Origin of the sequence: Streptomyces sp. NBC_00316 (assembly GCF_036158715.1) — a bacterium.
GTDB lineage: Bacteria > Actinomycetota > Actinomycetes > Streptomycetales > Streptomycetaceae > Streptomyces.
In genome coordinates this window covers 6,845,273-6,859,018 of the sequence record NZ_CP108023.1, presented here as the reverse complement: position 1 = coordinate 6,859,018, position 13,746 = coordinate 6,845,273, and the positions used below count along the sequence as shown (strand labels likewise).

General features: G+C 72.2%; 9 protein-coding genes. 3 read left to right on the top strand and 6 right to left on the bottom strand.

Going from position 1 to position 13,746, the window contains the following annotated elements; translation table 11 throughout:
• Window positions 1–182 precede the first annotated feature (182 nt).
• The 4 genes from ald to OG878_RS30525 all read right to left on the bottom strand — a co-directional run bounded on the left by ald (window position 183) and on the right by OG878_RS30525 (window position 6,109).
• The gene (ald, locus tag OG878_RS30540; protein ID WP_277329630.1) at window positions 183–1,298 is read right to left on the bottom strand and encodes an alanine dehydrogenase; all 1,116 of its coding nucleotides are present in this window, start codon (window positions 1,296–1,298) and stop codon (window positions 183–185) included.
• A gap of 144 nt (window positions 1,299–1,442) precedes the next feature.
• On the bottom strand, window positions 1,443–3,506 hold the full coding sequence (locus tag OG878_RS30535) for a tetratricopeptide repeat protein (protein ID WP_328889752.1): 2,064 nt from the start codon (window positions 3,504–3,506) through the stop codon (window positions 1,443–1,445).
• A gap of 214 nt (window positions 3,507–3,720) precedes the next feature.
• Window positions 3,721–4,347 carry an NUDIX hydrolase gene (locus tag OG878_RS30530; RefSeq protein WP_328889751.1) on the bottom strand — a complete coding sequence of 209 codons (627 nt, stop codon included), beginning with the start codon at window positions 4,345–4,347 and terminating at the stop codon, window positions 3,721–3,723.
• Between the two features lie 88 nt (window positions 4,348–4,435).
• Complete coding sequence (locus OG878_RS30525; protein ID WP_328889750.1) at window positions 4,436–6,109, bottom strand: CTP synthase; 1,674 nt, start codon at window positions 6,107–6,109, stop codon at window positions 4,436–4,438.
• A 408-nt stretch (window positions 6,110–6,517) separates the two neighbouring features.
• On the opposite strand from OG878_RS30525, the gene OG878_RS30520 reads away from it, so the two are divergent.
• The 3 genes from OG878_RS30520 to OG878_RS30510 all read left to right on the top strand — a co-directional run bounded on the left by OG878_RS30520 (window position 6,518) and on the right by OG878_RS30510 (window position 11,599).
• A complete protein-coding gene (locus OG878_RS30520) occupies window positions 6,518–8,320 on the top strand; it encodes a glycoside hydrolase family 15 protein (RefSeq protein ID WP_328889749.1) in 1,803 nt (600 codons plus the stop codon).
• 157 nt (window positions 8,321–8,477) lie between these two features.
• The gene (locus tag OG878_RS30515) at window positions 8,478–9,884 is read left to right on the top strand and encodes an FAD-binding oxidoreductase (RefSeq protein WP_328889748.1); all 1,407 of its coding nucleotides are present in this window, start codon (window positions 8,478–8,480) and stop codon (window positions 9,882–9,884) included.
• Window positions 9,885–9,979: 95 nt separating this feature from the next.
• Entirely contained in the window at window positions 9,980–11,599 is a 1,620-nt protein-coding gene (locus tag OG878_RS30510) for a PucR family transcriptional regulator (RefSeq protein ID WP_328889747.1), read from the top strand.
• A gap of 73 nt (window positions 11,600–11,672) precedes the next feature.
• Here the strand turns inward: OG878_RS30510 and OG878_RS30505 are convergent, their stop codons facing one another.
• Window positions 11,673–12,770, bottom strand: a complete 1,098-nt coding sequence (locus OG878_RS30505; protein ID WP_328889746.1) for a glycosyltransferase family 4 protein — start codon at window positions 12,768–12,770, stop codon at window positions 11,673–11,675.
• A 166-nt stretch (window positions 12,771–12,936) separates the two neighbouring features.
• Window positions 12,937–13,698, bottom strand: a complete 762-nt coding sequence (locus tag OG878_RS30500) for a hypothetical protein (RefSeq protein ID WP_328889745.1) — start codon at window positions 13,696–13,698, stop codon at window positions 12,937–12,939.
• Window positions 13,699–13,746: the final 48 nt, after the last annotated feature.

Here is a 13,746-nt window from a genome sequence, read left to right as displayed (position 1 = left end):
CACCCCTCTGTCAAGGGCGCACGGTCACTCCGGCGCACCTTTCGCCGGTGCGCGAAACGGGTAAACGGTTACGTTCGACGCGAGTTGGACGGGCCGCTCGCAGGGGCCCGACATGCGTCCGGCCGGACCTTGCTCGGCAAGGTCCGGCCGGACGCATGAGGTTGACGAAAGATGTTGACTCGTCAGCCGAGAAGCGTGCTCAGCTCGACGTGGTCCAGCCCGTGCGCCTGCGCCACCTCGGGGTAAACGACCTGGCCCTCATGGGTGTTGAGGCCCTTGGCGAGTGCGGCGTCACGGCGCAGCGCCTCGACCCAGCCGCGGTTGGCGAGCTCCAGGATGTACGGCAGCGTGGCGTTGGTGAGCGCGTACGTGGAGGTGTTGGGCACCGCACCCGGCATGTTGGCGACGCAGTAGAAGACCGAGTTGTGGACCATGAAGGTCGGCTCGGCGTGCGTCGTCGGGTGCGAGTCCTCGAAGCAGCCACCCTGGTCGATCGCAATGTCGACAAGTACACTTCCGGGCTTCATCTTGGCGACGAGCTCGTTGGTGACCAGCTTCGGGGCCTTCGCGCCGGGGATCAGCACGGCACCGATGACGAGGTCGGCCTCGATGACGGCCTTCTCCAGCTCGAAGGAGTTGGAGACGACGGTCTTCACCTTGGTGCCGAAGACCTTGTCGGCCTCGCGCAGCTTGTTGATGTCCCGGTCGAGCAGCGTGACGTGGAAGCCGAGACCGACGGCGATCTGCGTGGCGTTCCAGCCGGAGACACCGCCGCCGATGACGACCGCCTCGGCGGGCGCGGTGCCCGGAACGCCGCCCGGCAGCACACCGCGGCCGCCGACCGAGCGCATCAGGTGGTAGGCGCCGACCTGCGGGGCCAGCCGGCCCGCGACCTCGGACATCGGGGCGAGCAGCGGCAGGGCGCGGTTCGCGGTCTCGACGGTCTCGTACGCGATGGCGGTGGTGCCGGACTCCAGCAGCGCATCCGTGCACTCGCGGGAGGCGGCGAGGTGCAGGTAGGTGAAGAGCGTCTGGTCCTTGCGGAGGCGGTGGTACTCCTCGGCGACCGGCTCCTTGACCTTCAGGAGCAGCTCGGCGGTGGCCCAGACCTCGTCGGCGGTGGGGAGGATCTGCGCCCCTGCGGCGATGTACTCCTCGTCCGTGATCGAGGATCCTGCGCCGGCGTTCTGCTCGACGACGACCTGGTGGCCGTTGCGGACGAGCTCATGCACACCGGCAGGCGTGATGGCCACGCGGAACTCGTTGTTCTTGACTTCGCGGGGGATGCCGACCTTCACGTCGATCACGGTCCTTGGCTCAGAGGGTTACTCCAGGCATAGCGGTACATACCTGGATACACACAGTGTAAGTGGAGACACCGCGAACCAACGCGGCAGAGCCAGTTTAATGAAGGACTTCACACTGTCTAGCCTTACAAAGCCTTAATTTTCAGTCGACCCACTGCGGATTTCGCAGGCTGGGCCTTCCTTGGCCAGGAGTCTCTCCGCCACACCCCGGTGCAACCGGGCCGCGGCCGGGTCGCCGAGCCTGTCGAGCGTGTCGGCCAGCCGGAGCTCCAGCGCGGCCTGCAGCCGTACGTCCTTGGCCTGGCGGGCCCATTCGACGGCCTCCTGGCAGGTGTGCAGCGACTCCTGCGGCCGCCCCGCGTACTCCTGCACCCGCGCGGCCTCGCTGAGCGCCCGCGCCTGGGCGGGCAGGTCGCCGAGCCTGCGGTACCCGGCCGCCGCGGCCCGCCAGTTCCGCAGCGCCTCGCCGTACTGCCCGGCGTAGGTGTGGACCGCGCCGAGCCGCCCGTACAGCCGCGCCTCTTCGGCACGCTCGCCCTGGGTGAGCCGCTGGGCGAGCGCCCGGCCGTACCAGTCGGAGGCCCGGTGGAAGTCCCCCAGCTCGGCGTAGGCGCCCCCTACGGATTCCATCGCCCTGCCGGTCGCGTACGGGTCCTTCGCGGCCCGTCCGGCGTCCAGCGCGGCCCGGTAGCGGGCCAGCGCCTCCCGGGTGCGGCCGGTCCTGGCGTCCAGATCGGCGAGATTGAGCAGCGCTGCCGCCCGCTCACGGTGCAGCTCGCGCCGTTCGGCGACTGCCAGCACCAGTCCGTGCAGCCCGTACAGATCGGGTGCGGCGGCCTCGGTGCCCTGGTGCACGGCCAGCGCCCGCACCAGCGCGGCCACCAACCGTCGTGCCAGGGTGTCGAGTTCACCGTCCTCGACAGCCATCCGGGCGGAGGCGAGCAGGGCCGGCCGACGGGTCCTCAGCCAGGCGGCGGCCGCCTCCGGGTGCGGAAAGCGCAGCGAGCGCGGCAGCCCGGCGAGCTTGCCGCGGGCCGGGGAACCCTCCGGTTCGGTGACCGCCCGGCAGGACTGGAGCTGCCGCACGGTCCGCTCCAGCATCCGGGCCCTGGCCAGCTGGATCTCGGCCGGCCGGTCCCGGTCGGCCAGCAGGGCGCTCAGCAGCGGGGCGAGGCAGCCCGGCACCTCGTACTGCGGCAGCTCCGCGCCATTGGTCCGCAGCAGGCCGAGGCCGACGAAGTCGTCGAGGGTCGACTGGGCGGCCGAGACCGAGCAGCCGGCCAGCGCGGACGCGGTGTGGGCGTCGGCGAGCCCGGCGGGAGCGAGCGCGAGCAGTCGCAGTATCCGGGCGGCGGGCTGCGGCAGGGACTCCTGGACGAGCCGGAAGGCCCGGACCAGCGGGCGGGCGCCGGTGGACTGCTCGGCGTCGTCTGGCAGCTCGCGCAGCTGCTTGGCGGCGTCGGCGACCGACACCAGGGGGCGGGCGGCGAGCCAGCCGCCGATCATGACCAGGGCGGCGGGCTGTCCGCCGCACTCCTCGGCGAGGCTCTCGGCGGTCCGGGGGTCCACCGTGATCCTGACCTGGCCGATGATGCGGGCCAGCAGCTGGACGGCGGATTCCGCGTCGAGGCCGCCGAGGGTGCACGGGCGGACGCCGGGGATGCCGGTGAGCGGGCCCTGGGCGGTGGCGACGACCAGGCAGTCCGGGCTGTCCGGCAGCAGCGGGTCGACCTGTTCGGCGTCGGCCGCGTCGTCGAGCAGCAGCAGGACCCGGCGGTCGGCGAGGGCCTCGCGGAGCGACTCGGCCAGTTCGTCCCCGTCCGCGCCGGGTGGGCCGGTGACCTCCAGCTGGTCGAGGAGGTCCCGGGCGGTGCGTTCGGTGGGGACGGGGGTGCCGCCGAGGTCGGTGAGGCGGGCCCGGAGCAGCCCGTCGGGGTAGTCGCCGGTGCCCAGCAGGGCGCGGGTGAGTTCCTCGGCGAGCGCGGTGCGCCCGGAGCCGGGGCGTCCGGCGATCAGCAGCACCCGGGCACGGGCCGCTTTGCGGCCGGCCAGGGTGTCCAGTCCGGCCCGTTCGACATCGGCCTTGAGCTCCTTCAACTCGCGTGCGCGGCCGAAGAATTGGGGTGGGGTGACGCCGGACGGCCCCTCGGTCCCCGCTGCCGTCGCCGGGCCGCTGGCGTCCACCACCTGATCCGTCACGGGCCACGCTCCACTTCGCTGCACGCGTTGCCCACCGGGACTCCGGTCAGGGCATTCCGAGCGTAGTTCAGGCGGGTACGTGGTCACGGTGGAGCGCGGCGGGGACATCCCCCGATCGGATCAGCAGATTGTCCGATCGGAGGACTTCTCATCGCCCAGGGGACCGTCGGGCCGACGGACCGTCACGCCGACGGACCATCGGGCCGATGCGCCGTCAGACCTCGAACGGCCTGGCCGGCCAAGGCGCCTGCGCCGGCCGCAGGGAGTCGATCCCGTCGCCCGCAAGCGTCGCCGCGAGCGAGAGGACGCCCACCACGAGGCAGTTGTTGTGCAGCTCCCCGGCGAGCGCCCCCCGCACCAGCTCCTTCAGCTCCACCCGGGCCAGCTCCATGTCGGCCTCCTCCTCGGAGACCGCGAAGCGCTCGCCGTCGGCCTCGGAGAGATTCCGGGCGAGGAAGATCCGCACCGCCTCGTCGCAGCCGCCGGGCGTGGTGTACACATCGGTCAGCACCCGCCAGTCCTCGGCCTTGACGTACGCCTCCTCGTAGAGCTCCCGCTGCGCCGCGTGCAGCGGGTTCTCCCCGGGGACGTCGAGCAGTCCGGCCGGGATCTCCCAGAGCTTGTGCCGCACGGGGTGCCGGTACTGCCGCAGCACGAGGACCCGGCCCGCATCGTCGAGCGCGAGCACGGCGACCGACCCGGGGTGGACCTGGTAGTCGCGGCGCACGACGGAGCCGTCGGGCATCACCACGTCGTCCGTGCGGACGCTGGTCTTGTTGCCCGTGAAGGGGGTCTCGGTCGCGGTGACCGGCCACTCCTCGGGCGTGTCCTGGATACCCATCTACGTCCTCCCACAAAAAACGAAACCGGGGTACGGATCCTCAGTGGATCCGTACCCCGGTCAACGGTAACGCCTGCGTACGGTCGGACTACTTGCCAGACGCGGTGCCCTGCTCGCCGCCGGTCTTGCGCTCCACGGCCGCCTTCACCAGGCCCGCGAAGAGCGGGTGGGGGCGGGTCGGGCGGGACCGGAGCTCCGGGTGCGCCTGGGTGGCGACCAGGTAGGGGTGGATCTCGCGCGGGTACTCGACGTACTCGACGAGCTTGTTGTCCGGGGAGGTGCCGGAGAAGACCAGGCCCGCCTTCTTCTCCAGCTCGGCGCGGTAGGCGTTGTTGACCTCGTAGCGGTGGCGGTGACGCTCCTCCACGTACGGCTGGCCGTCGTACGCCTCACGGACCAGCGAGCCCTCGGCGAGCTTCGCCGGGTACAGGCCGAGCCGCATGGTGCCGCCCAGGTCGCCGGCGCCCTCGACGTACGCGAGCTGCTCCTCCATCGTCGAGATGACGGGGTGGGCGGTGGCGGCGTCGAACTCGGTGGAGTTGGCGTCGGGGATCTCGGCGAGGTTGCGCGCCGCCTCGATCACGATGCACTGCAGGCCGAGGCAGAGGCCGAGCAGCGGCACCTTGTTCTCGCGGGCGTACTGGATGGCGCCGATCTTGCCGTTGACACCGCGGTCGCCGAACCCGCCGGGGACGCAGATCGCGTCGACGTCGGAGAGCTGCTTGGCGGCGCCGGCCGGGGTCTTGCAGTCGTCGGAGGCGACCCACTTGACCTTGACGCGGGCCTTGTTCGCGAAGCCGCCGGCCCGGATGGCCTCGGTGACCGAGAGATACGCGTCGGGCAGGTCGATGTACTTGCCGACGAGCGCGACGGTGACCTCGTGGTCGGGGTTGTGGACGCGGTCCAGCAGGTCGTCCCAGGTGGTCCAGTCGACATCGCGGAACGACAGGTCGAGCTTGCGCACGACGTACGCGTCCAGGCCCTCGGTGTGCAGCACCTTGGGGATGTCGTAGATCGACTTGGCGTCCACGCAGGCCACCACGGCGGCCTCGTCGACGTCGCACATCAGCGAGATCTTGCGCTTGATCGCGGTCGGTACGTCGCGGTCGGCGCGCAGCACGATGGCGTCCGGCTGAATACCGATGTTCCGCAGCGCCGCGACCGAGTGCTGGGTGGGCTTGGTCTTCAGCTCGCCGGACGGGCCGATGTACGGCAGCAGCGAGATGTGCACGACGAAGACGTTGTCCCGGCCGACCTCGTGGCGGACCTGGCGGACCGTCTCCAGGAACGGCAGCGACTCGATGTCGCCGACCGTGCCGCCGACCTCGGTGATGACGACGTCGACGTCGTCGGTCGCCATGCGGCGGATGCGGTGCTTGATCTCGTTGGTGATGTGCGGGATGACCTGGACGGTGTCGCCGAGGTACTCGCCGCGCCGCTCCTTGGCGATGACCTGCGAGTACACCTGGCCGGTCGTGACGTTGGCGGAACCGTCGAGGTCGACGTCGAGGAAGCGCTCGTAGTGGCCGATGTCCAGGTCGGTCTCGGCGCCGTCGTTGGTGACGAACACCTCGCCGTGCTGGAACGGGTTCATCGTGCCCGGGTCGACGTTCAGGTAGGGGTCGAGCTTCTGCATCGTGACCCGAAGGCCCCGCGCCTTGAGCAGGGCACCCAGGCTGGAGGCAGTCAGACCCTTGCCGAGGGAGGAGGCGACACCCCCGGTGACGAAGATGTGCTTGGTCGTCGTGGATGTGGGCTGCATAGCCAAAGGGGGCTCCCGTGGTCGCGGATCTTGAGGTGCGTACCGGCGTTGCCGTCCGGAAGACTCCGGAGGTGCCGTCGCTGCGGTTCGGGGGCCTCGTCCGCGGTTGCTGACGACCACCGGTCCACGGGCTACCAGGGTATCAGCGACTGGGAGGGGCTGCTTCCGGCCACACCCGGCACGGCTGCCCCGCAAGATCACTGCACCGTGTTCGAGCCCCACCCGTTCGGCTCAGACGTGTTGCCTGGACCGTCGCGCGGATCATGGACGTGCGTCGTATCCTGCTCGGACACTCGCAGCCGGGCGACCCACCGAGCCCTCGGCTCCCCACAACAACCCCTTGCAGCGACCTATTTACCCGCGGTAAGCGCCCCACGGGGCGACGTGGCCGTTCGACTGGAGATGCACGTGGCCGGGCGCATCGAGGATTACGCACTCATCGGAGACATGCAGACCGCCGCCCTGGTCTGCCGGGACGGTACGGCGGACTGGCTGTGCCTGCCCCGCTTCGATTCGCATGCCATCTTCGCGGGACTGCTGGGTACCGAGGAGCACGGCTTCTGGCGCCTGGGCCCCGCGCAGGCGGCCGGTGCCGAGCCGCCGGCGGCGGACCGGCGGCGTTACCGGGGCGACTCCCTGATTCTGGAGTCGGAGTGGGACACGCCGCGCGGCACCGTCCGGGTGACCGACTTCATGCCCCCGCGTGACGGCGCGCCGCAGCTGATCCGGATCGTGGAGGGGATCAGCGGCCGGGTGCCGATGCGCTCCGAGCTGCGCATGCGGTTCAGCTACGGACGGGTGACCCCGTGGGTGCACAAGGTCGACGGCCGTACGGTCGCGATGGCCGGCCCGGACTCCGTCTGGCTGGACACGCCCGCCGACACCTTCGGCGAGAACCTGACGACGTACTCCGACTTCATCGTCGCCCCGGGCGACCGGATCGCCTTCACCATCAGCTGGCAGCCCTCGCACCAGGAGCCGCCCGCGCTGCCGGACCCCGAGGGCTCGCTGGACGCGACCGAGGAATTCTGGCGCGAGTGGGTCGAGCACTGCACGTACCACGGCCCCTACCGTGAGGCGGTCGTCCGCTCGCTGATCACGCTGAAGGCCCTGACGTACGCCCCGACCGGCGGCATCGTCGCCGCACCGACCACCTCCCTGCCGGAGGACATCGGCGGCTCACGCAACTGGGACTACCGCTACACCTGGCTGCGCGACGCCGCGATCACCCTCTCCTCGCTGCTGCGCACCGGCTACCGCGAGGAAGCCCGCGCCTGGCGCGAGTGGCTGCTGCGGGCCGTGGCCGGCGACCCGGAGAACCTGCAGATCATGTACGGCATCGCAGGGGAGCGCGAGCTCGGCGAGGCCGAGCTGGACTGGCTGCCCGGTTACGAGAACTCCGCCCCGGTCCGGGTCGGCAACGGCGCGGCGGGACAGCTCCAGCTCGATGTGTACGGCGAGGTCACCGAGGCACTGCACCTCGCGCACATGACGGGCCTGACCCGCAACGACTACGCGACAGGGCTCCAGCTCAAGCTGATCAGCTATCTGGAGAAGCACTGGGACGAGCCGGACGAGGGCATCTGGGAGGTGCGCGGACCGCGCCGTCACTTCGTGCACTCCAAGGTGATGGCCTGGGTCGCCGTCGACCGCACCATCAAGCTGATCGAGTCCGGCGACACCGACGGGCCGCTGGAGCGTTGGCGGGAGCTGCGCGACGACATCCACCGCGACGTCTGCGACCGGGGCTACGACAAGGAGCGCAACACCTTCACCCAGTCGTACGGGTCGAAGGAACTGGACGCGTCGCTGCTGCTGATCCCGCAGATGGGCTTCCTGCCGCCGGACGACAAGCGGGTCATCGGCACGATCGAGGCGATCCAGCGGGAGCTGTCCACGGAGGACGGGTTCGTGCTGCGCTACCCCACCGCGGGCGAGGAGGCGGGCGTCGACGGCCTGGAGGGCGACGAGGGCGCGTTCCTGGCCTGTTCGTTCTGGCTTGCGGACGACCTGGCGATGATCGGACGGGTCGACGAGGCCCGGCAGCTGTTCGAGCGGCTGCTGTCGCTGCGCAACGATCTGGGACTGCTGGCGGAGGAGTGGGACGCGAGGCTGCAGCGCCAGGTGGGGAACTTCCCGCAGGCGTTCAGCCACGTCCCGCTGATCGACACGGCGCTGCGGCTGACCGCGAGCGGGGCGTACGTCGGCTGACCGGCGTACGGCATCCCCCGCCCGCGAGACCGCAACGACACGCCGGCGGATGGCGTGGCAGGGCCGTGTTCGCCGCCCTGCCCGGGCCGGGCAGGGCGAGACCTTGCGACGCTGCCTACGATGGAAGCGACCTGTCACGCCCTCGGAAGGGGGCATCATGACACCCCGCACCACCGGCATCAGCAGCACGACGGACGCCCTGGACGGTCTGCGCCGGGACTTCACCGGTGCGGTCTTCGCCCCCGGTGACTCCGGATACGACGAGGCGCGCACGGTCTTCAACAGCATGATCGACCGGCGTCCCGCGGTGGTCGCCCAGTGCGCGTCGCAGACCGACGTGGCACGGTCCGTGCGCTTCGCACGTGAGCACGGTCTGGAGATCGCGGTCCGTGGCGGCGGCCACAGCGTCGCGGGCATGTCGTCCACCGACGGCGGACTGGTGGTCGACCTGCGCCGCATGAACGGCGTCACCGTGGCACCGGCCGACCAGGCGGCACGTATCGGCGGCGGCGCCCTCATGAGGGATCTGGACCGGGCCACCCAGCCGTACGGTCTGGCGACCACCGGCGGCCGGGTCTCCACCACCGGCGTGGGCGGCTTCGTGCTCGGCGGCGGCTCCGGCTGGCTGGAGCGCAGCTTCGGCCTGGCCTGCGACAACCTGCTGGCCGCCGAACTGGTGACGGCGGACGGCAGCACCGTCCACGCGAGCCTCGACGAGAATCCGGAACTGTTCTGGGCACTGCACGGCGGTGGCGGGAACTTCGGCGTCGTCACGGCCCTCACGCTGAATCTGTACGAGCTGCCCGCCATGTCCTACGTGATGCTGCTGTACCGCCCCGAGGCCGGGCCCGAAGTCATGCGTACCTACCGCGACTTGATGGCCTCCGCGCCGGACGGGGCCGGCGGCGCCTTCCTCTACCTCACCGGACCGCCGGAGGACTTCGTACCGGAGCGCCTGGTCTCCACGCTCGTCTGCGCGGTCCTGATCACCTGGACGGGCCCGCTGGCCGAGGCCCTCGACGTGGCACGTCCGGTCCTCGCCATCGGCCACGAGGCGGAGGCGATCTCCGGCATTCCCTACGCGGAGCTGCAGTGCATGCTCGACGACCCGCCGGGACTGCGGAACTACTGGTCCGCCGAGCATCTCGACAGCCTCCCGGACGAGGCGGTGGACCTGTTCTGCGCCCGCGCCCCCGGCATGCCGGTCCCGTCCCGCTCGCAGCACGTCCTCTTCCCGATGGGCGGCGCGGTGGCCCGGGGCCCCGCCGACTACCCGCTGCCGTGGCGCGCCGCCCCCTGGGCGGTGCACCCCTTCGGCATCTGGGAGAGCCCGTCCGACGACGAGCGCGGCAGGCAGTGGGTACGCCACGTGCGCGCCGACGTCCGTCCCTGGTCCGGCGGCGCCGTCTACCTCAACTTCATCGGACGCGAGGGCGAGGACCGCGTCGTCGCCGGACTCGGCGCCGAGAACTACGCCCGCCTCGCCGCGGTCAAGGCCGCGTACGACCCCGACAACGTGTTCCGCCTCAACCACAACGTCGCGCCGGCCGCCGCCGGTCCGTGAACTCCCCCGACGGCGCCCGCCCGCCGTCCGGCCGGTACCTTCCTGGTCAGGGCGACAGCCCGGCCGAGCCGAACGGAAGCACGAGGCCTGAACCAGTGGAGAACCAAGGCGGAATCACCGTGCAGCGCGCCCTGGAGCTGCCGGGACTGCGCAGCGGACTCCCCGAGGTCATGGCGGGCGCGGACCGGCTCAGCCGTACGGTGCGCTGGGTGCACGCGGGCGAGGTCCCGAACATCGCCTCGCTGCTCAAGGGCGGTGAACTGCTGCTCACCACCGGCCTGGGGCTCGGCACGCGGCCCGCCGAGCAGCGCGCCTTCGTCCGCAGGCTCGCGGACCGCGGCATCGCCGCCCTGGTGGTGGAGCTCGGGCCGCGCTTCAGCAGGCTGCCCGCCTCGATCGTGGACGCCGCGCGGGCGGCCGGTCTGCCGCTCGTCCAGCTGCACCGCGAGGTGCCGTTCGTGACGGTGACCGAGGAGATCCACACCGAGATCGTCAATGGCCACTACGCCCTGCTGCGGCAGGCCGAGGACGTGCACCGGCGGTGCACGGAGGCGCTGCTCGGCGGTGGCGGGGTCCCGCAGGTCCTCGGCATCCTGGCGGACTTCACCGCGAACCCGGTCTTCCTGGAGACGGCGGACGGCCAGCTGCTGTACGCGGCGGGCACCGGCGCCGCCTCGGCCGATCCGCTCCAGATCTGGGACGGGATGCGCGGCGGCCGGGAGGCCCGCGCGACGCCGCCCGCGGGCGCGGTGCTGGTGGATGTGCCGGGTGGCGGGGCGGGGTCCGGTTCGGTACGCGCCAGGCTGGTGCTGCTCGCCGTGTCCGGACCGCTGGTGACCGTGCACCGGATGGCGGCGGAGCGGGCGGCGGGCATTCTCGCCGTGGTGCTGATGCAGGCCCGCCAGGAGGAGGAGCTCGCCGCTCGTGGCCGCGGCGACTTCCTGACGGACCTTGCGGAGGGAAGGATCACACCGGAGGACGCGCCGGCGCAGGCCCGCGTACTGGGTTTCAGACCGGGCGAGGCACCCTTGCTGCCCGTGGTGATGCGGCTGGCTCCCGAGCTGTCCTCGTCGGGCAACTGGGCGCTGCTCGCACGGGCGGTCCTGGAGGAGCTGTCGTCGGTGGGGGTGCCGGTACTGCTCGGTGTGCGGCCCGTGGAGGGCCGGGTGCCGCTGCTGCTGGGCCTGCGGTCCGGGACGGAGCGCACGGCAGTGGCCGACCGGGTCGCCGCGGCGCTGCGGGCGGGCGTGGAACGGGCCGGACTGGAACGGGCCGGCTCGTATCCGCCGGTCGTGGTCGTCGGCGTCGCGGGCAGCTGGGCGGCGGCCGGAGCGGGCCTGCGGCACGCGGCGGAGACGGCGACGGCCGCGCAGGGGCTCGGCGACCGGCCCTGGTACGACGCCCGGCGCCTGGACATCGACCTGTTGCTCTGGCGGCTGCGGGACCATCCGGACCTGGCGGCGTTCGTGGACCGGGCGATCGGCCCGCTCCGCGAGCACGACCGCACCGCGCGCCCCCCGCTTCTGCCCACCCTGGAGTCGTACCTCGCCCACGCGGGCCGCAAGGCGGAGACGGCACGCGAACTGCACCTGAACCGCCAGACGCTCTACAACCGCCTGGCCCGCATAGGCGAGCTGCTGGGCACGGACCTGGACGACCCGCAGACGGTCCTGGCCCTGAGCCTGGCCCTGAGAGCCCGCCGCCACATCCCGTAGACCCGGCGCCGCCGAGCCGGTCCGGCGGGTGAGAACGGATCATCCACCGGCCGCGCCCGGCGTCGCCTCGCGGTCACCGCCCCCGCACCGCCGCCAACGGCTGAACCAACTCGTCGTACACACTGAGCACGTGCGCGATCGTGTCGTCCTCCGAAGGCCAGCCCGCCGCCTGCACCCGCCCCGCGGCGGCCAGCCGCTCCCGTGCCTTCGGATCCGCCAGCAGCCGCACGACGACCCGCGCCGTCGCCTCCGCGTTCCCGTACGGCACGAGTTCCGCCGCGTCCCCGACGAGTTCGGGCACCCCGCCCACCGCGGTGGCGACCAACGGCACCCCCAGCCGCAGCGCCTCCTGCGCAAGCACCGACCGCGCCTCCCAGCGGCTCGCCAGTACGGCCAGGTCGGCGACGGCGAGGAGTTCGGCGACGTCGTCACGGCTGCCGATCAGCCTGACGGGCAGATCCTCGTCCCGGATCCGCCGCTGCAGAGCGCCACGCTCGCGCCCCTCCCCCGCGATGACCAGCAGGGGCACGGGGTCGAGTTGACGCCACATCCGTGCCGCGTCGAGCAGTGTGCCGTACCCGTGGTGCGGTACGAGACTGCCGACGGAGACGATTAACGGCCGTTCCACCACACCGAGTTCGGCACGCACCTTGCCGTCGTGGAGCAGAACGGGACTCCCCGGCGCGGGAACGGCGACCGGCGCGAGACGAGCGTCACGTGCCCCCCGGCGCCGGGCCCGGTCGACCAGATCCGACGACGCGCCCAGCACAACGGCCGCTGCCCGGGCAGCCCTTCGCTCCAGCAGATGGAGCAACCGGCGGCGGGCACCCTCGGCGTGCGCCCGGGTGTGCCAGGTGAGGACCAGCGGTGTGCGCTGCCCGCCGAGCGCAAGACCGCTGCGTACGGCGGCGTGCAGTCCGTGCGCATGCACCACGTCCGCCCCCGCGCACGCGGCCCGCAGCGCGGCGACGGCGGCCGGGTCGCTGCGTCGCGGCACGGGGACGAAGCGGGCTCCCGTACCGGCGAAGTCGTACGCGTGGTCCAGTTCCGCCGGGGCGCAGACGGTGACCTGCACCCCTCGCGCCACCAGCCCTGCGGCCAGCGAACCGACGTGAGCGCTGCTGCCCGCGCTGCCGCCGCCCAGGACTTGGACCGTACGCAGCTGTGACACGTTGAATGGCTCCCGGAGCTCCGGACTCGGCGGTGTGTGCACCGCCAAGGATGCCAGTCCGTACGCACGTTCCGGGACGGTCGAGCCGTTGGACCGGTGTGCGCGGGGACAACCGGACACGCGCCATCACCCGGACGGGTGAGGACAACGGTGCGATATTGCCGCGTCAACGCCCCGACAGCACCCGGGCGAGCCCACTGACCCGTTCCCCGTACACGGCTGCCGCCACCAACCCCGCGGCGTGGGCGACGAGTCCGGCCCGGCCGCTGCCCGCGACGATCGCGACACCGACGGCCGCGCCCAGGGCGTGCGCCCCGGTGTCGCCGATCATGGTGCGTTCCGCACGCTCGTCCGCGGCGAGGGCCGCCACGGCTCCCATCGGCGCGGCCGCGAGTGCGCCCCGGGCCAGCCCCGGAGCCCCGAGCGCGAGCACGGTGGCGGTCGCGGCTCCGGGCCGTACGTCGGTGAGGTTGACGAGATGGGCGGCTCCGGCGATCACGACACCGGCGAGGACGCGGTCGACGGGCCTGTCCTCGAGCAGCGCACCGGCGGCGAGCCCGGCAGCCCCGATCCCGAAGAGTTTCACTGCGCCGCTTGTCACCTCGCCGTGGCGCAACGCGGTCAGATGGGCGCGGAACCCGCGGCGCGGATCGCCGGCCCCGGCGAAGTCGTCGTACGCGCCGCAGCCCCCGGCGGCCAGCACGGCGAGCGCGACGGCGGCCCGGGTCCGGGGCGGCAACGGGAGAACGGCGGTTCCGGCGACCGCACCGGCCACGGCGGCCGGGCCGGCGTACAGATCGACGGTGCGGCCCGCGTGGTTGGTGCGCTGCCACTGCGGTTGCGGCCGGGCCCGAAGCATCCGGTAGGCCGCACCGGCGATCCCCGCGGCGACAACGCCGGCGGCGGTCCTGCTGATCACTGCTCGCATGGGGGCCAGGCTACGAACCCGGCCCCGGACCGCAGCACGGGGGGCACA